16 protein-coding genes are annotated in these 17597 nt (G+C 65.4%); 11 read left to right on the forward strand and 5 right to left on the reverse strand.

From position 1 onward, the window contains the following. Position 1: 1 nt before the first annotated feature. From cobN to cobO, 3 genes are read left to right on the forward strand one after another with little or no spacing between them, the layout of a single operon-like run. Positions 2 to 3709: a cobaltochelatase subunit CobN gene (cobN, locus tag CN673_RS03470; protein ID WP_099864803.1), complete on the forward strand. Its 3708-nt coding sequence runs from the start codon at positions 2 to 4 to the stop codon at positions 3707 to 3709. Continuing rightward, positions 3709 to 4095, forward strand: coding sequence for a GFA family protein (locus CN673_RS03475; RefSeq protein WP_157928791.1), 387 nt, complete (start codon positions 3709 to 3711; stop codon positions 4093 to 4095). The genes cobN and CN673_RS03475 overlap by 1 nt, the downstream gene beginning before the upstream one ends. Before the next feature lie 4 nt (positions 4096 to 4099). Then, on the forward strand, positions 4100 to 4738 hold the full coding sequence (cobO, locus tag CN673_RS03480) for a cob(I)yrinic acid a,c-diamide adenosyltransferase (RefSeq protein ID WP_099864805.1): 639 nt from the start codon (positions 4100 to 4102) through the stop codon (positions 4736 to 4738). Between the two features lie 66 nt (positions 4739 to 4804). Here cobO and CN673_RS03485 read toward each other — a convergent pair whose 3' ends face one another. Both CN673_RS03485 and CN673_RS03490 read right to left on the reverse strand, forming a co-directional pair. Continuing rightward, the gene (locus tag CN673_RS03485; RefSeq protein ID WP_099864806.1) at positions 4805 to 5155 is read right to left on the reverse strand and encodes a VOC family protein; all 351 of its coding nucleotides are present in this window, start codon (positions 5153 to 5155) and stop codon (positions 4805 to 4807) included. A gap of 3 nt (positions 5156 to 5158) precedes the next feature. Beyond that, positions 5159 to 5593 carry a VOC family protein gene (locus CN673_RS03490; protein WP_099865050.1) on the reverse strand — a complete coding sequence of 145 codons (435 nt, stop codon included), beginning with the start codon at positions 5591 to 5593 and terminating at the stop codon, positions 5159 to 5161. A 126-nt stretch (positions 5594 to 5719) separates the two neighbouring features. Between CN673_RS03490 and CN673_RS03495 the strand changes: the two genes are divergently transcribed. After that, the gene (locus tag CN673_RS03495) at positions 5720 to 6877 is read left to right on the forward strand and encodes a PQQ-dependent sugar dehydrogenase (protein ID WP_099865051.1); all 1158 of its coding nucleotides are present in this window, start codon (positions 5720 to 5722) and stop codon (positions 6875 to 6877) included. Positions 6878 to 6934: 57 nt separating this feature from the next. Here the strand turns inward: CN673_RS03495 and CN673_RS03500 are convergent, their stop codons facing one another. After that, positions 6935 to 7720, reverse strand: a complete 786-nt coding sequence (locus tag CN673_RS03500; protein WP_099864807.1) for a TSUP family transporter — start codon at positions 7718 to 7720, stop codon at positions 6935 to 6937. Between the two features lie 179 nt (positions 7721 to 7899). On the opposite strand from CN673_RS03500, the gene CN673_RS03505 reads away from it, so the two are divergent. The 7 genes from CN673_RS03505 (at position 7900) to cobM (ending at position 15795) form a co-directional block, all read left to right on the forward strand. Beyond that, entirely contained in the window at positions 7900 to 8334 is a 435-nt protein-coding gene (locus CN673_RS03505; protein ID WP_099864808.1) for a TerB family tellurite resistance protein, read from the forward strand. 251 nt (positions 8335 to 8585) lie between these two features. Then, positions 8586 to 9749 (forward strand): sirohydrochlorin chelatase, encoded by a 1164-nt coding sequence (locus CN673_RS03510; RefSeq protein WP_099864809.1) that lies wholly within the window; start codon positions 8586 to 8588, stop codon positions 9747 to 9749. An 869-nt stretch (positions 9750 to 10618) separates the two neighbouring features. Then, on the forward strand, positions 10619 to 11275 hold the full coding sequence (locus tag CN673_RS21250; protein ID WP_245409781.1) for a precorrin-8X methylmutase: 657 nt from the start codon (positions 10619 to 10621) through the stop codon (positions 11273 to 11275). Next, a complete protein-coding gene (gene cbiE, locus CN673_RS03520; protein ID WP_099864810.1) occupies positions 11275 to 12489 on the forward strand; it encodes a precorrin-6y C5,15-methyltransferase (decarboxylating) subunit CbiE in 1215 nt (404 codons plus the stop codon). Before CN673_RS21250 ends, cbiE begins: the two co-directional genes overlap by 1 nt. Beyond that, the gene (gene cobI / locus CN673_RS03525) at positions 12486 to 13211 is read left to right on the forward strand and encodes a precorrin-2 C(20)-methyltransferase (RefSeq protein WP_099864811.1); all 726 of its coding nucleotides are present in this window, start codon (positions 12486 to 12488) and stop codon (positions 13209 to 13211) included. Before cbiE ends, cobI begins: the two co-directional genes overlap by 4 nt. Positions 13212 to 13243: 32 nt before the next feature. Further along, on the forward strand, positions 13244 to 15022 hold the full coding sequence (cobJ, locus tag CN673_RS03530) for a precorrin-3B C(17)-methyltransferase (protein ID WP_099865053.1): 1779 nt from the start codon (positions 13244 to 13246) through the stop codon (positions 15020 to 15022). Further along, positions 15019 to 15795 carry a precorrin-4 C(11)-methyltransferase gene (gene cobM, locus CN673_RS03535; protein WP_099864812.1) on the forward strand — a complete coding sequence of 259 codons (777 nt, stop codon included), beginning with the start codon at positions 15019 to 15021 and terminating at the stop codon, positions 15793 to 15795. The genes cobJ and cobM overlap by 4 nt, the downstream gene beginning before the upstream one ends. Here the strand turns inward: cobM and CN673_RS03540 are convergent. Beyond that, positions 15782 to 16522 (reverse strand): cobalt-precorrin-6A reductase, encoded by a 741-nt coding sequence (locus CN673_RS03540; RefSeq protein ID WP_099864813.1) that lies wholly within the window; start codon positions 16520 to 16522, stop codon positions 15782 to 15784. The two genes, cobM and CN673_RS03540, sit on opposite strands and share 14 nt — an antisense overlap. Further along, on the reverse strand, positions 16506 to 17597 hold the full coding sequence (locus tag CN673_RS03545) for a cobalt-precorrin-5B (C(1))-methyltransferase (RefSeq protein ID WP_099864814.1): 1092 nt from the start codon (positions 17595 to 17597) through the stop codon (positions 16506 to 16508). The genes CN673_RS03540 and CN673_RS03545 overlap by 17 nt, the downstream gene beginning before the upstream one ends.

The raw sequence follows: 17597 nt of genomic DNA on the forward strand, positions 1-17597 counted from the left end.
CATGCATCTCCTGCTCGCGCAGAAGGGTTCGATCGCCGATGGCGAGGAGGCGATCGATCTTGGCCAGTCGCCGGGCGATATCGTTTTCCTGTCTGCGGCCGATACGGAGCTCGCTGCCGTCGCGGCGGCAACGGCCGATGGTGCGGCCGGCGCCAGGTCCGTTCGCGTCGCCAGCCTGATGGCGCTGAAGCACCCGATGTCCGTCGACACCTATATCGAGCGCACGGCGCGCCACGCTCGCATGATCGTGGTGCGGGCGTTGGGGGGCGCCGGATATTTCGGCTATTGCCTCGATGCGCTTCTGGCCGTGGCGGCCCGCCATGGCATCGGCTTCATCGCTCTGCCGGGCGATGACAAGCCGGATGAGGGACTGTCCCGCTATTCGACGATCGAAGCGAGCGACCGCGACGCGCTCTGGGCCTTTCTCAATGAGGGTGGAGCGGAGAACACGCGCGGCTTTCTCAGCCATCTCGCGGCGATGGCGGGAGACGGTGAGCGACCTCCAGGTGCCGTACCCTTGATGAAGGCGGGCCGGTGGGATGGCCCCCGCTCGAAGGACGGCGGCCACTTCCACGCAACGGCCGCCATCGTCTTCTATCGCGCGCTCGTCCAAAGCGGCCAGACGGGGCCGATCGCCGAACTCGTTGCGGCGCTCGAGCGCCAAGCGGTCCGGGTCGTCCCCATCTACGTCTCAAGCTTGAGGGACCCGGTTTCGATCGGCGTGGTGGAGCGGGTGTTCGCCGAGACGCCGCCGGACGTGGTGCTGAACGCGACCGGGTTCGCCGTATCGGCGCCAGGCCGCGAGAGTGGAGGCACGGTGCTGGAATCCACCGGTGCCCCGGTGCTTCAAGTGGTGCTCTCCTCGTCTGACCGCGCAGCCTGGGAGGCATCGCCGCAAGGGCTTTCGTCGCGTGACCTGGCCATGAACGTCGCCTTGCCGGAAGTGGATGGCCGCGTCATGACCCGCGCCGTTTCGTTCAAGTCGGCCGACCGCTTCGACCAGCGGGTCGAAGCTCCGATCGTCGCGCATGAGCCAGTGGCCGATCGTGTTCGGTTCGTGGCGCAGCTGGCGGCAAACTGGGCGCGGCTCAAGCGGACGCCGGCGGCAGAGCGACGCGTTGCCATCATCCTTGCCAATTACCCCAACCGCGATGGGCGGCTCGGCAACGGCGTCGGACTCGATACTCCCGCCGGCACCGTGGAAGTTTTGCGGGCCATGGAACGCGCGGGTTATCAGGTCGGCGACCTGCCGGTGAGCGGGGATGATCTGATCGATCGCCTGATGGCTGGGCCGACCAATGCGGCGGTCGATGCGCGCATCGTTCGCGAGACGCTTTCGCTCAAGCAATACAACGCGTTCCTCCAATCGCTTCCGATATCGATTCAGGAGAGCATTGAAAGTCGATGGGGTGCGCCGGAAGACGATCCGTTCTTTCTGGGCGAGGCATTCGCGCTCCCGCTCATGCGGTTCGGCAATACGGTGCTCGGCATTCAGCCAGCCCGTGGCTACAACATCGATCCGAAGGAAACCTACCACTCGCCCGACCTCGTGCCGCCGCACGGCTATCTGGCGTTCTATGCCTATCTGCGAGCGGTGCGCGACGTGCATGCGGTGGTCCATATGGGCAAGCACGGCAATCTGGAATGGTTGCCGGGAAAAGCGCTGGCGCTGGCGGAGCGCTGCTGGCCGGAGGCCGTCTTCGGGCCGACGCCGCATCTTTATCCGTTCATCGTCAACGATCCCGGCGAAGGAACGCAGGCCAAGCGCCGTAGCGCGGCCGTGATAATCGACCACCTGACGCCGCCCCTGACGCGGGCCGAAAGCTACGGCCCGCTCAAGGCGCTCGAAGCGCTGGTCGACGAATATTACGACGCGGCGGGCAACGACCCCCGCCGGCTGTCGCTGCTCAAGCGCCAGATTCTCGACCTCGTCCGGGACATCGGGCTGGACAAGGACGCAGGCATTGATGCGGAGGCGGGCGATGACCGGGCGCTGGAGGTGCTGGATGCCTATCTCTGCGATCTGAAGGAAATGCAGATTCGCGACGGGTTGCATGTCTTTGGCGTCTCTCCTGAAGGCCGGTTGCTGACCGACCTGACGGTCGCGCTGGCGCGGGTGCCGCGCGGCGAGGGCGAGGGTGGTGATGCGAGCCTGCAGCGCGCCATCGCCTCGGACCTTCGGCTGGGTATCGATCCGCTCGACTGCGACATGGCCGTCCCCTATGACGGCGCGCGACCTCGTGTTCTCGAAAGCGTGTCTGGCGATCCCTGGCGCACATATGGCGACACGGTAGAGCGGATCGAACTGCTGGCAGCGCGCCTCGTCGGAGATACGGGCGGCTGTGATGGGCAGTGGAAAGCCACGCTCGGCGTTCTTCAGGAAATCGAGACAAGATTGAAGCCGGCGATTGCCCGTTCTGGTCCGGCGGAGATCGCGGGGCTTCTGAGGGGCCTTGCCGGGCAGTTCGTCGCGCCGGGGCCATCCGGGGCGCCAAGCCGCGGGCTACCGGATGTCCTGCCGACCGGCCGCAATTTCTATTCCGTCGACAGCCGTGCAGTGCCCACGCCGGCGGCATGGGAACTCGGCCGCAAGTCGGCGGAGCTGCTCGTGACCCGCTACGCGCAGGATCATGGCGACTGGCCCACTTCGCTGGGACTGACCGCCTGGGGGACCTCCAACATGCGGACCGGAGGCGACGACATCGCCCAGGCAATGGCCTTGATCGGAGCAAAGCCCATCTGGGATCATGCCTCGCGCCGTGTCACGGGCTACGAGATCGTGCCGCTCGCCCTTCTCGGACGGCCGCGGGTCGACGTGACGCTGAGGATTTCGGGCTTCTTTCGCGACGCCTTCCCTGAGCAGATCGCGCTTTACGACAAGGCGGTGCGGGCGATCGGCGCGCTGGATGAGGAGGAGGCGGACAATCCCATCGGCGCGCGTATGCGCCGCGAAACCACAGTTCTCGTCGCGCAGGGCGCCGGCGAAGAGGAAGCGCGTCGCCGTGCGGGCTATCGCGTTTTCGGGTCCAAGCCGGGTGCCTACGGTGCGGGCTTGCAGGCACTGATCGACGAAAAAGGCTGGGAAAGGCGCGGTGACCTTGCCGAGGCCTACATGGTGTGGGGCGCCTATGCCTATGGCGCACAGATCGAAGGGGCGGCCGAGCGAGGCCTGTTCGAGGCGCGCCTGTCGAGCGTCGACGCGGTGGTCCAGAACCAGGACAACCGTGAGCACGATCTGCTCGACTCGGACGATTACTACCAGTTCGAAGGCGGCATGAGCGCGGCCGTCGAGACATTGAAGGGCGCGCGTCCGGCTATCTATCACAACGACCACTCGCGGCCGGAACGGCCAGTCGTCCGGTCGCTGGAAAACGAGATCGGCCGCGTGATGCGCGCGCGGGTCGTCAATCCCAAGTGGATCGAAGGCGTGATGCGCCATGGCTACAAGGGTGCCTTCGAGATCGCCGCAACGGTGGACTACATGTTCGCGTTCGCGGCTACGACAGGCGCCGTGCGCGATCATCATTTCGAACTGGCCTATCAGGCGTTCATCGCAGACGAGACGGTTCGCGCCTTCATCGGCGACAAGAACGCGCCGGCGTTGAAGGAACTCGCGCAACGGTTCATTGAGGCGATGGAGCGAGAGATGTGGACGCCGAAAAGCAATTCGGCCAAGTTCACCCTTTGCGAGATCGTCGGAGAGGGATGATGGAAATAAGAAGCGGACATTGCCTTTGCCGGGCAGTGCGTTTCGAAACGCGCGGCGCGCCGAAATGGGTGGCGTTCTGCCACTGCGAATCATGCCGCCGCGCCCTTTCCGCACCGGTGGCGGCGTTTGCATCGTTCCGCGACGAGAATGTCGCGTTTTCAGGCGAGGCACCGCGCACATACCGATCCTCGCCGGCCGTCGAGCGGGCGTTTTGCGGAAGGTGCGGATCGCCGATCTGGTACCGCAATGACGATCTGCCCGAGGAGGTCCATCTCCTGCTCGCCTCGTTTGAAGACGACCGGAACTGGCGGCCGGAAAAGCACGATTTCTACAGTGAACATCTGCCGTGGCTCGTCTGCGGCGACGGCCTGCCGGCAAAGGACTGAGACCATGGCGGAAAAGTCGGAAAAGACCCTCAACATGAGCGAGGACGCCCTGAACGCGCGTCATGCGGAGAAGATGCGCAAGAAGAAGGCGGCTCGCGACAAGATCATCGCGACCAAGACGATCGAGAAAGGTCTGACGATCGTCCATACCGGCAAGGGCAAGGGGAAGTCGACCGCAGCATTCGGCATGGTTTTCCGGGCGCTCGGCAATGGAATGAAGGTCGGTGTCGTTCAGTTCGTGAAGGGCAAATGGGGGACCGGCGAGCGCAATGTGCTCGACAGGTTCGCCGACCAGGTGACGCTGGCGACGATGGGCGAGGGCTTCACCTGGGAAACGCAGGACCGCTCGCGCGATATCGCCGCGGCAAGGGCCGCCTGGGAGAAGGCGAAAGCCATGATACTCGACGAGGAGCACCATATGGTGCTCTGCGACGAACTCAACATCGTGCTCAGATACGACTATCTGCCGATCGGGGAAATCCTGGACGTGCTGCAGGCAAAGCCGGCCATGAAGCATGTCATCATCACCGGTCGGAACGCCAAGGACGAACTCATCGAACTGGCCGATCTCGTGACGGAAATGGAAATGATCAAGCATCCGTTCAGGGCGGGTATCAAAGCCCAGATCGGCATCGAATATTGAAAGTGTCGCCGAGGGGCCGGAAGACCTTCGGCCCGAGCCGCTGCGACGGCGGCAGATCGTGCAGTCCTACAGATGCACCAGCACGTTCACGAGTTTTCCGAAGGGATCGCGCACGAAGAAGCGCCGGACGCCCCACGGCTCCCGCGCCGGTCCGTACTCGATCGGATGACCGGCAGCCTGAAGCTTGTCCAAGATCGCGTCCAGGTCGTCAACCTCGATCGAGAGGTCGGGCACAGGCGCTCCCGAGCCGCCCTCGCGCATCACGCTGAGCTGCAGGGTCATTCGATCGGCGTTTCCGAGGGTGATGATCCAGCCGAGATCCATCAGGACATCGAGACCGAAAACAGTCCCATAGAATTCGCGGCCGGCCGCAAGGTCATCGGCCGCGATATTGGCAACGATACGGCGGACCCCCAATCGTCAGCCCCCTATCGGCTTTTCCCCGACCTTCGGCCAGTAGGTGCCGAACGCCCACAGATTGCCGTCCGGGTCCCTGCAGGAAAAGTCGCGGCTGCCATAGTTGGTGTCGTACGGCTCGGCCTCGATCGTGACGCCGGACGCCTTGATCCTGGCAAAAAGGGCGTCGGCATCGTCGACGGCAATGTAGATTGCGTCTGTGCGTCTGCCGGCAGGGTCGCCCACGAGTTGGCCGTAACCGTCCTCGCGATGGCGGCCCAGCATGATGATCGACGACCCGTACGCCAGTTCGGCATGAACGACATGTCCGCCGCTGCGGTAGACAACACGTTCTGCAAAGCCGACGACGTCGCATAGCCATGCGATGACCGTGTCCGGATCGTTGCAGCGAAAGGTGGGAAAGATTCGGGGCGACTGCATCGCATCGGGCTTCGTCATCAGCATTGTCCTTCTTCGGCCAGCTGTCTCACGCGCTTGTTATCCCACCAGCGGATTTGTCATGGAACCCCTCTCGCGACGGGCGTGTTCCAGCGTTTGACGGAGTCCACTTCAATGGAGAATTTCATGACCATGACCGCTTTCAGGAAACTCGCAATCGCTTCGACCGCGATGCTGATCGTTTCTCCGGCTCTTGCCGAACCGATCAATGAAACCTTCGAGACGGAGAGCGGGTCCATACAGGTGGAAACGGTGACGGAGGGGATTGCCGAGCCCTGGGGGCTGGCACTGCTTCCCGACGAGAGCTGGCTGGTGACGGAGAAGGAAGGCAATCTGCGCATGATCTCTTCGGACGGCGCGCTTTCGGATCCGATCAGCGGCACGCCGGAGGTGGATGCGCGCGATCAAGGTGGGCTCCTGGATGTCACCATCGATCCCGATTTCGAAGAGAACCGGATGGTCTATCTCAGCTTTTCGGAGCCGGGCGAGAACGACACGAACTCTACCGCCGTCTACAAGGCCCGGCTTTCCGACGACGGCACCGCGCTCGAAGATGGCGAAGTGATCTTTTCGCAGCAGCCCAAAGAAGTTAGCACCAAGCACTATGGCTCGCGCATCGTTTTCGACGGTGATGGACATCTGTTCGTGACGCTTGGCGAGCGCTCCGACGCCGAATTCCGCGGCCAGGCACAGGATCTGGATAGTCACCTGGGCAAGATCGTGCGGATCAATCCGGATGGCTCGGTCCCCGAAGACAATCCTTTCGTCGACGATGCCGAAGCGCTTCCGGAGATATGGTCCTACGGCAACCGGAACGTCCAGGCGGCGGCGATGAATCCCGAAACCGGCGATCTCTGGGAAATCGAGCACGGGCCGATGGGCGGCGATGAGCTGAACATCATTCAGCCCGGCAACAATTACGGATGGCCGCTCGTTTCACATGGCGTCGAATATTCCGGCGATCCGATCAACGAGGGAGAAGCGGCGATGGAGGGCGGCACGGACGCCATTCTCACATGGACGCCGGTGATCGCGCCTTCAGGCATGATATTCTATGACGGCGAGGCATTCCCTGAATGGCAGGGTGATATCTTTGTCGGCGGCCTGGCATCGGCGGCTCTGGTTCATGTCGACGTCGAGGGTGAAAGCGCGGAGGAAAAGGCGCGGTATCTCGAAGACCTCGGCATGCGCATACAGGACGTCGCGCAAGGACCGGAGGGCGCCATCTACGTTGTGACCGACGACACCAACGGTCATCTCTTGCGCATCATGCCGGCCGACTGATCGTCAGATAGACCGTTTCACACAGTCGCGCCCGCCGCATGTCCGGCGGGCGCTTCTTCATGCGGCGAAAAAGATGCGGATCGGATGTTCGGGGTCGAGCAGCAACCGCGCGGCGAGCAGGATGCAGACGATGACCAAAAGCGGCTTGATGATGCGCGCACCATTGCGCATCGCGAGCGCTGCACCGAGCCGGGCGCCGAAGATCTGCGCCGCGCCCATGGCCAAGCCGATCTTCCAATAGACGACGCCGACTGCAGCGAAGACGAGGAATGCCCCGAGATTGGAGGCCAGGTTGAGGAATTTCGTGTGCGCGGTCGCCTTGAGAACGCCGAATCCGGCCAGCGCGACGAAGGCGATCATGAAGAACGAGCCTGTTCCGGGACCGAACAAGCCATCATAGAAGCCGATGAGCGGAACGAGCGTCAGCCCGAAGACGAAGGGGGTCATTCGGCGCGCGCGGTCGATATCGTCCATGTTCGGCTTGAGGGCGAAATAGACCGCGATCGCAATCAGCAGGACTGGGAGGAGGGCGGCGAGAAAATCTCCCGGGACGACGGCGGCCAGCACCGCGCCTAACGCGCCCCCGAGACCGGCAAGGAGAGCAGCCGGCAACTGGCTGTTGATGTCGACATGCCCCTTGCGCGCGTAAGCGAGCGTCGAGGACGTCGCTCCGAACAGGGCCTGAAGCTTGTTGGTCGCCAGCGATTCGACAGGCGAGAGACCGGCCAGCATCAGAGCCGGAACCGTCACCAGTCCTCCGCCGCCGGCGATCGCATCGACGAATCCACCCAGAAAGGCGGCTGCCAGCAGGAACAGCGTTGCTGTGGATAAGAGTTCTTCCAATGGTGAGCGCCCGAGAAGTGTGATTTGATCGGGCTATGGCAGAGCGCGACCGTTTCCACAATGGCGCGCTCTCGGCGTATTTTACGATCTGCCTTCGTCGCATCGACGAAGGCCGCGACGGCGCTTTTGCGCGCCGATGATTGCCGCCCGCGGAGGCAACATGTCGGGCGAGATGAACGATGGGGCTGGCGAGGAACCTGTGGACGACGTGGCAGACGCGGCGCATGCGCCGGGCCATTGCGCGGCGTCTCGACCGCGAGCCGGTCGCAGTGGCGCAGATATTGCTGCTTTTTCGCATGATGCTGGCCGATGGTGTCGTGCGTGACCCGGAAATGCAGGTCTTCCAATCGATCTGCAGCGAACATTTCGGCATCCGTCCGGCAGAGATGATGGCGCTCCACGCCTATCTGGAAAAGCGGCAAGGCAAAGCGGACTCGGAGGTGAGGGATCGGCTGCTGAAGTCCATGAGCATGGAAGAGCGGCTGCGGCTGATCGGACTGATGGGACGGATCGCCGGCTCGTGTACCTCGCCGCACGAGACCTCGGCCAGCGACGAACGCTTCATCCGCGAGACCGCGGTGGCGCTCGGCGTCAGTCGGATGGATGCGTCCTGATCTGCGATGCGTCGGATTCGGGCGCAGGGATGTCGCTTGTCCGTTTGACCGCTTCGGCGGGCTGCTTTAGGTTCGATCACGACAAGCACGATGGCGCCCGCGATGAAGCGGGCTGAGAGAAATTCCGGTGAGGCCGACCCAATCGTGGGGCCGATTCCGGAGCTATCCGGCAAGCGAAAGGCCTTGACCGCGCAGCGGCTGGGGCGGCGCCCGCGTGCAGCATGAGGCTCCGCCGCGAAAGGCCCGACGCTATGACATCGCTTCCATCGGAAACCGTCGGCATCATGGTGTGCGGCCATGGTAGCCGCAACCAGAACGCGGCGCGCGAATTCGCTTCGGTCGCGGAAGGGCTGCGGACGCGATATCCCGACACGCCCGTCGAATACGGCTATCTCGAATTTTGCGATCCGGTGATTTCGGACGGGCTCGACCGCCTGTGCGAAAAGGGCGTGACGAAGGTGCTGGCCGTGCCGGGCATGCTCTTCGCCGCCGGCCACGCCAAGAACGACATTCCCTCGGTGCTCAACACCTATGGCGCGCAGAATCGCGACATGGTCATCCATTATGGCCGTGAGCTCGGCGTCGACCTGAAGATGATCCGCGCGGCAGGCGCGCGCATCGGCGAAGCGATCGACGCGGCAGATCAGGAACACGGAAGGGTCTCGCGCCACGAGACGCTGCTGATGGTCGTTGGCCGCGGGGCGTCCGACCCCGACGCCAACTCGAATGTCGCCAAGGTCATGCGGATGCTATGGGAGGGCATGGGCTTCGGTTGGGGCGAGACCTGCTATTCGGGCGTCACCTTTCCGCTCGTCGAGCCGGGGCTCGAACATGCGGCAAAGCTCGGCTACCGGCGCATCGTCGTCTTTCCCTATTTCCTCTTCACCGGCGTGCTGGTGAAGCGCATCTACAGCTATGCCGATCAGGTGGCCGCGCGTCATCCAGGCATCCAGTTCGTCAAGGCGCCTTATCTCAACGACCATCCGCTGGTCCTCGACACGTTCCAGGATCGCGTCCAGGAAATCCTTGACGGCCAGGCGGTGATGAACTGCCAGATGTGCAAGTATCGCGAACAGGTGCTTGGGTTCGAGGCGGAAGTGGGATTGCCGCAGGAGAGCCACCATCACCATGTGGAGGGTATTGGCGGCGGGCTGGAGAATTGTCCTTGCCAGGGCGATTGCGACGCCTCCTGCCGGGACGAGGACTTCTGCCGCGCCCATGGCCTGCCGTTTACGCCGGTGCACAGCCACGCCAGTGCCGGATCGCTGGAGCCGGTGCACGGCCATCACCACCATGGACACGATCATCACGATCATGATCATGACCACCACCATGATCACGACCATCATCACCATCCCTATCCCCATGCGGATCATCCGCTCGGGCCGCGCTCCATGGAGAAGGGCCGGCGGTGAAACCGCTATTCGACGCCTATCTGATGGTCGACTGGTCGGCTGCCAACGCTCCCACCAAGGGGCGCGATTCGATCTGGATCGCGCTCGCGGCAAGGGGAAGGGAGCAGGCTGGTCTGCGCCTTGTCGAAAACATTCCGACTCGAAACGCGGCGATGGACCGGGTCGCCGGGCTGATCGCCAACCTGCTCGACGAGGGCAAGAGGCTTCTTGCGGGTTTCGATTTCGGGTTCGGCTATCCGGCGGGCGCTGCGCGGTCGATCGGCGGTGCCGCCGACTGGCGCGCGGTCTGGTCACGGATGGCGCGGGACGTCGCCGACGGGCCGGACAACCGGTCCAACCGTTTCGCGCTCGCGGGGCAGATGAATCTCGCGGATTTCGCAGCGCCCCTGTTCTGGGGACACGCCAACGGACAGCGCCACGACGGCCTTTCGCAGACCCGGACGGCGGAGTACGGCGAGATCGCGGAGCGGCGGCTGGTCGAACATCGCGTGCGGACCGCCAAATCGGTCTGGCAGATGGCCTATACGGGCTCGGTCGGCAGCCAGACGCTGCTCGGCATCGCGGCGCTGGAGAAGCTGCGCACGCGGCCGGATCTGAAGGACGTGACGGCCGTCTGGCCCTTCGAGACGGATTTTGCAACACGGCTCGACCGGGCAGTGACAATCGCCGAAATCTATCCGTCGCTCTTTCCCGTCGTGCCGTTCGCCGGCGAGGTCAAGGATGCCGCGCAGGTCCGCACTGCGGCGACCGCGATGGCCGCACTCGACCACGAGGGACGGCTGGAGCCCCTGCTCGGCGCTCCCGCCGATCTCGACGAGACGCAGCGCGCCGTCGTCCTTGCGGAAGAGGGGTGGATCGTCGGGGCGGGGTTGGAGCGGGCGGCGTTCCGGCCGACGCCTCGTTTCAATTATGTCCGCGACCCGACCGCGATCTATCAGCAATCCTTCGCGGCGATCGAGGCGGAAGCGGATTTGTCTCAGTTTTCCAACGGCATGCGGTCGGTCGCTGTCAGACTGATTCATGCGTGCGGTATGATCGACCTTGTCGATGATCTCGTCTTCTCGTCCAATGCGGCCGCAGTTGGGCGTTCAGCTCTCGGCGCGGGCGCGCCGGTCCTGTGCGATGTCGAGATGGTCCGTCATGGCATCATCGGACGGTTGCTGCCGGCCCAGAACGACGTGCTGTGCCTGTTGAACGATGCATGCGTTCCGTCCCGCGCCAAGGCCGAAAGCACGACCCGTTCGGCCGCGCAGGTCGATTTCTGGGTGCCGCACATGGAGAACGCGGTCGTGGCGATCGGCAATGCGCCGACGGCACTCTTCCGGCTTCTCGAACTGATCGAGGCCGGCGCCCCGAAGCCGGCGCTGATCATCGGCATGCCGGTCGGCTTCGTCGGCGCGGCGGAATCGAAGGCGGAACTGATGGCGGACTCCTGCGGCGTACCGTTCATCACGGTCAAGGGCCGGCGCGGCGGCAGCGCCATGGCTTCGGCGGCGGTCAACGCGATCGCGGCGGGAGGCGAATAATGGCCGAGGCGCCATGGCTCAGCATACTCGGTGTCGGCGACGATGGCGCCGATGGCCTGACACCGGCCCAGCGGCGCGCGCTCGACGGCGCCCGCATGGTGGTCGGTTCGCGCCGCGTGCTCGACCGCCTGACGCTTGGCGAAAGCCAGGTGACCGACTGGTCGGCGGGCGTGCAGGCGACGATCGGGCAAATCCTGGCCCGCCGCGGCGAACCTGTCTGCGTGCTGGCGACGGGCGATCCCATGCATTACGGCATTGGCGCGACGCTGCTTGCCCACGTCGCGGCTGACGAAATGCGCGTGCTGCCATCGCCATCGGCCTTCTCGCTCGCGGCAGCAAGGCTCGGCTGGCCGCTGCAGGATGCGGCGCACATCTCGCTGCACGGACGCGCGGTCGAGCGGCTGGCGGCGCATCTGTCGGAGGGAAGGCGCATCCTGGCGCTGACCTCGGCTGGCGGAACGGCCGGGGAGGCCGCACGCATTCTGTGCGAAGCTGGATACGGCGCCTCGCGCCTCACCGTCCTGGAGCATATGGGCGGGCCGCAAGAGCGCATGGTCGAGACGACGGCCGAGATGATCGGCGATGAAAGGTTCGCCGATTTCAATACGCTGGCGATCGAGTGCTGGGCGAATGTGCGGCCGATTGTCGACGGCACTGGCCCGGGACTGCCGGACGACGCCTACCGCCATGACGGGCAACTGACCAAGCGCGAGGTGCGCGCCGTCGTTCTCGCTCATCTGCGGCCGGCAGCGGGGCGGCTTCTCTGGGATGTCGGCGCCGGCTGCGGCTCGGTCGCAATCGAATGGATGCGTGCCGCCGAGGGTGCCCGCGCGGTGGCGATCGAGCGGGATGCGGGACGGCTGGCGATGCTGAGGGAAAACGCGGCCCGGCTTGGCGCGCCGGACATCGCTGCCATTCAGGGAGAGGCGCCGGATGTGCTGAGTGGCCTCGATGCGCCGCATGCGGTCTTCATCGGTGGTGGATTGAGCGGCGCCGGCGTCTTCGAGGTCTGCTGGACGGCGCTTCGCCCGGGCGGGCGACTGGTGGCGACGGCGGTCACGCTGGAAAGCGAGGCGCGGATGCTGGCGCTCCACGCCGATCACGGAGGAGAACTTGTCCGCATCGCCGTTTCGCGTGCCGAACCTGTCGGACGTTTTTCGGGGTGGAAGCCGTTCATGCCGGTGACGCTCTTCTCGCTGGAGAAGCCTCGATGACGGGAACGCTATACGGGCTCGGCGTCGGACCGGGCGATCCGGAACTGATCACGCTGAAGGCGCATCGCATTCTTGGGGCCGTGCCCGTGGTCGCCTATCCGGCGCCGGATACTGGCGAAAGCTTCGCGCGTTCGATCGTTGCGGCCTACCTCGATCCGTCGCAGCGCGAGATTCCGATCGTCGTGCCGATGCGTGTCGAACGGTTTCCGGCCAAAGCGGTCTACGACGCGGCGTCGGCGGCAATCGCCGCCGAACTCGATGCGGGACACGACGTCGCGGTGCTCTGCGAAGGCGATCCGTTCTTCTACGGCTCCTTCATGTATCTCTTCGAACGGCTGGCCGGGCACTATAGGGTTGAGGTCGTTCCCGGCGTCTCCTCGCTCATGGCATCGGCGGCCGCCACCCGGCGTCCGCTGGCGGCAAGAATTGATGTGCTGACGGTGCTGCCCGGTCCGCTCGACGATACAGCACTTGCGGCCGGGATAGCATCTGCGGACGCGGTCGCGATCATCAAGATCGGTCGCCATTTCAAACGGGTACGGGCATTGCTTGAAAAGATGAATCTGATCGGCACCGCGATCTATGCGGAGCGTGTTTCGCTCGGAACGGAGCGATTGATGCCGTTGGCCAGTGTGGAGGGCGAGGCGCCTTATTTCTCAATGATCCTGATCTACAAGGGGGCGGAAGCGTGGGTCGCCGATCTCGGGAAGGCGGGCTCGTGAGGCCGGCGGTCGTCATACTCCATGCCGGCGCCATGGCGCTGGCGCGCCAGGTGGCCGATGCAATCGGCGGCGAGGTGCACGGGCTGGCGCGTCGCGTCGGGGAGGCCGATGTCAGCTTTGAGGATGCAGGCGCGCATCTTGCGGCACTGTTCCGGCAGGGGCGGCCGATCGCGGCGGTGATGGCGGCCGGCGCGGTGATTCGGCTTTTGGCGCCCCACCTTGCCGACAAGCGCGGCGAACCGCCCGTTCTCGCGATTTCGGAGGACGGTGCGAGCATCGTGCCGCTTCTTGGCGGGCATCATGGCGCGAACGATCTGGCGCGCATGCTGGCGACGGCTCTCGGCGGCCATCCGGCGGTGACGACCGCCGGCGATCTGCGCTTCGGTGTTGCGCTGGACGATCCTCCCGCCGGCTACCGGCTCGCCAATCCGGAAAGCGCGAAAGCGGTCATGGCCGAAATCGTCGCCGGTGCGTCGGCGCGCCTGGCGGGAGAGGCCGATTGGCTGACTGATAGCCGGATCCCGTTCGACGAGGATGGAGCGGTGCGTTTGACCGTGACGGATCGCGCCCACGAACCCGGACCGTCCGAACTCGTCTATCGTCCGCAGACACTCGTTCTCGGCATGGGTTCGGAGCGCGGCGCGCCGGCGGACGAGGCGGTCGCGCTCGCCGAGCGCTCTTTGCGCGAGGCGGGCCTTGCGCCGGAGAGCCTTGCGGCGATCGCGTCGATCGATCTGAAGGCTGACGAAGCGGCGATCCAAGCCGTGGCGGCGCATTTCGGCGTGCCGGCGCGCTTCTTCGACGTCGCGACGCTGGAGGCCGAGACGCCGCGCCTCGCCAACCCGTCTGATGTCGTCTTCTCGGAGGTCGGCTGCCATGGCGTCGCCGAGGGCGCGGCGCTGGCGGCGTGCGGGCCGGACGGCATGCTGGTGGTGCCCAAGATCAAGACCAAATCGGCGACGGCGGCGATTGCGCGGGCGACGCAGCCCGTTGATGCAGCCAGGATCGGCAGGGCGCGCGGCACCCTCTTCGTCGTCGGCATCGGTCCCGGCGCTGATCACTGGCGCTCGCCGGAAGTCTCCGCAATGATCGCGCGCTCGACCGATCTCGTCGGTTATTCGCTCTATCTCGACCTCATCGGCCCACTCGCGAAGGGCAAGGCGCGGCACGATTTCGATCTCGGCGCCGAGGAAAAGCGCGTGCGGCACGCCATGGAACTCGCCGGCGAGGGGCGGCATGTGGCGCTGGTCTGCTCCGGCGATGCCGGCATCTATGCCATGGCGACGCTTGTCTTCGAACTGATCGAGAAAGGCGACATTCCGGACGCCGCGCGCCGCATCGAGATCGCCGTGTCGCCGGGCATCTCGGCGCTGCAGGCGGCGGCGGCGCGGGCCGGCGCGCCGCTCGGCCATGATTTCTGCACCATCTCGCTGTCGGACCTGCTGACGCCGTGGGACGACATCAAGCGGCGGGTGAAGGCGGCCGCCGAAGGCGATTTCGTCATCGCCTTCTACAATCCCGTGTCGAAGCGACGGCGCACGCAACTGGCCCATGCCCGCGAGGTCCTGCTTCAGCATCGCCCGGCCGAAACGCCGATCGTGCTTGCCACGAATCTCGGTCGGGCGGGCGAAGCGGTCCGGATTGTGTCGCTTCGCGAGCTGGATGTGGACGATGTCGACATGCTGACCGTCGTCATCGTCGGTTCGTCCGAAACGAAAACGGTTTCGACCGGCGACGGGCGTCGCTGGGTCTATACGCCGCGCGGCTATGCGGGGAAGGCGGGTACCGCAATGAAGGGGGCGCCGCGATGACTGTCTATTTCATCGGGGCCGGACCGGGGGCGGCCGATCTCATCACCGTTCGCGGGCTGCGGCTGATCGAGCGGTGCCCGGTGTGCCTCTACGCCGGCTCGCTGGTGCCGGAGGAAATCGTCAGGGCCGCACCGGCGGGCGCACTGGTGAAGGACACCGCACCTATGCATCTCGACGAGATCATCGCGGACATCGAGGCGGCGCATGCGGCGGGCCACGACGTCGCGCGCGTCCATTCCGGCGATCCGTCTATCTACGGCGCGGTGGCCGAGCAGATGCGCCGGCTCGATGGGCTCGACATCGACTACGAGGTCGTGCCGGGCGTGCCGGCCTTCGCCGGGGCCGCGGCGAAGCTGAAGACCGAGCTGACGCTGCCGGAGATCGCCCAGACCATTATCGTGACGCGCACGGGCATGAAGGCCTCGGCCATGCCGGAAGGCGAGCAGCTCGAAATCCTCGGTCGGTCGGGCGCGACGCTGGCGATCCATCTGTCGATCCGCAACCTTGCCTATGTGCGCGAAGCGCTGGAACCGTTTTACGGCGCCGATTGTCCGGTGGTCGTCGCTTATCGCGCGACATGGCCGGACGAGCGCTACATCCGCACCACGCTTGCCGGGATGAAGGAGGCGGTGCGCGAAGCGAAGATCACACGCACGGCCCTGATCTTCGTCGGCAAGGTCTTCGGTGAGGTCTCCTTTCGCGATTCCGCTCTCTACGACGCCGACTATGCACATGTGCTCAGAAATCGCGGCAAGAAGGTCAAAGCGCGGTGAGCAGCGCGTCGACGGTATCGAAGCGCTGGCCGCCTGTCGGTGCCGCGGGCCTGTCGACCATGATGACGGGAAGACGAAGCCGTCGCGCGGCCTCGATCTTGGCGTATGCGCCGACGCCGCCGGAGTTGCGGCAGACGATGTGCGTCACCGCATTGTCGCGCAGCAGGTCCGCCTCCCGCGCCGCATCGGGCGAGGGGCGACCGAGGATGATCCGATATCGCGCCAGGTTCAACGGGCCGTCCGGCGGGTCGACCATGCGCACCAGAAAGTCCGCATCCTTGCGCCCGTTGAACGCATCGAGATGTTGGCTGCCAAGCGCCAGCAGGACCGTCGCTCCCGGCGGGATGACGGCGGCCGCTTCTTCGAGCGAGGCAACGATGCTCCACGCATCGTCGTGCCGTTTCTGCCATGCCGGACGGTCGAGGGCGAGGAGGCGGACCCCTGCAAGATGCGAGGCCTTCGAGGCGTTGGCCGAAATCGCGGCGGCAAAGGGGTGCGTTGCGTCCACCAGCGTATCGACGTGCTCTGAGCGAATGTATGCGACGAAGCCCGCCACGCCGCCGAACCCCCCGATGCGCGTTTCGCCCGGCAGCGGCGCGGGCCTGCGCGTGCGGCCGGCAAGGGAGGAGATCACGCGGCGAGCGCCGCGCGCGACGAGCGCTGTCGCGATCTCGGCTGCCTCACTCGTGCCGCCGAGAATCAGGATCGTCTCAGCCGGCGCGCGCAAGAATGGCTCCCTTCCGATCGGTAACGATCACGTCGACCGCGACCGGCGCGCCGCGCAGGGTCGCGAGCGCGGTCCAACGCGCGCGCTCGGCGACGGGTGCGGCGAGGTCAATCCCGGCGTCGCGAGTCAATTCAAGCACTTCGAGCGCGGTGTTGGCATTCAGAATCCGGTTGTTCAGGTCAGCCCGCAGGTCGCCCGCGAGCGCCGCGAGGAAAGCCATGTCGACCTCGGATCGGCCGGAATGCAGGTCGAGCGCGCCCTGGGCCAGTTTGGTCAGCTTGGCAAAGCCGCCGGCGATCGTCAGGCGCGGGAGCGGATGGTTGCGCAGATATTTGAGCAGGCCGCCGGCAAAGTCGCCCATGTCGAGGCAGGCGATCTCGGGCAGTCCGTAGAGCGCACGGGCCGTTGCCTCGGAGGTCGAGCCGGTGGCGCCGAGCACGTGAGCCAGACCTTCGGCGCGGGCGACATCGATGCCGCGATGGATGGAATGGATCCAGGCCGAACAGGAGAACGGCTGAACAACCCCGGTCGTTCCGAGAATGGAAATGCCGCCGACGATGCCGAGGCGGGGGTTCCACGTCTTTTGCGCCAGGGCCGCGCCGCCGGGAACGCAGATCGTCACCTCGATGTCGGGCAGGACACCGTTCTTGGCACAGAGTTCTTCTATTTCCGCGACCATCATGGCCCGCGGCACCGGATTGATCGCCGGCTCGCCGATAGGGACGGGCAGACCCGCCTTCGTCACCGTGCCGACGCCCTCGCCGGCGCGAAAGCGGATGCCGCTGCCGACAGGAAGGCGCTTCACCTCGGCGATGATCGTGGCGCCGTGCGTGACGTCGGGATCGTCGCCGGCATCCTTGACGATGCCGGCGCGCGCCATCTGGGTGGTGCGCTCTTCAAGGCTCAGAGCAAAGGCGGGTTCTTCGCCGCGCGGAAGTCGGATCGACACCGGATCGGGAAAATCACCGGTGAAGAGAGCGGTCAGGGCGGCTTTTGTCGCAGCGGTGGCGCAGGCTCCGGTCGTCCAGCCGCGACGCAGGGGCGCCGGCGCCTCTTTGCCGCCAGGCTTGCGCAT

The sequence above is a fragment of the Neopararhizobium haloflavum genome, assembly GCF_002750855.1.
Lineage (GTDB): Bacteria > Pseudomonadota > Alphaproteobacteria > Rhizobiales > Rhizobiaceae > Georhizobium > Georhizobium haloflavum.

Excerpts from the sequence above, each read along its gene's own strand:
- cobN (WP_099864803.1), top strand. The coding sequence starts at position 2 with ATGCATCTCCTGCTCGCGCAGAAGGGTTCGATCGCCGATGGCGAGGAG.
- CN673_RS03475 (WP_157928791.1), top strand. The coding sequence starts at position 3,709 with ATGGAAATAAGAAGCGGACATTGCCTTTGCCGGGCAGTGCGTTTCGAA.
- cobO (WP_099864805.1), top strand. The coding sequence starts at position 4,100 with ATGGCGGAAAAGTCGGAAAAGACCCTCAACATGAGCGAGGACGCCCTG.
- CN673_RS03490 (WP_099865050.1), bottom strand. The coding sequence starts at position 5,593 with ATGACGAAGCCCGATGCGATGCAGTCGCCCCGAATCTTTCCCACCTTT.
- CN673_RS03495 (WP_099865051.1), top strand. The coding sequence starts at position 5,720 with ATGACCATGACCGCTTTCAGGAAACTCGCAATCGCTTCGACCGCGATG.
- CN673_RS03505 (WP_099864808.1), top strand. The coding sequence starts at position 7,900 with ATGGGGCTGGCGAGGAACCTGTGGACGACGTGGCAGACGCGGCGCATG.
- CN673_RS03510 (WP_099864809.1), top strand. The coding sequence starts at position 8,586 with ATGACATCGCTTCCATCGGAAACCGTCGGCATCATGGTGTGCGGCCAT.
- cbiE (WP_099864810.1), top strand. The coding sequence starts at position 11,275 with ATGGCCGAGGCGCCATGGCTCAGCATACTCGGTGTCGGCGACGATGGC.
- cobI (WP_099864811.1), top strand. The coding sequence starts at position 12,486 with ATGACGGGAACGCTATACGGGCTCGGCGTCGGACCGGGCGATCCGGAA.
- cobJ (WP_099865053.1), top strand. The coding sequence starts at position 13,244 with ATGGCGCTGGCGCGCCAGGTGGCCGATGCAATCGGCGGCGAGGTGCAC.
- cobM (WP_099864812.1), top strand. The coding sequence starts at position 15,019 with ATGACTGTCTATTTCATCGGGGCCGGACCGGGGGCGGCCGATCTCATC.
- CN673_RS03545 (WP_099864814.1), bottom strand. The coding sequence starts at position 17,597 with ATGCGCAAGCCTGGCGGCAAAGAGGCGCCGGCGCCCCTGCGTCGCGGC.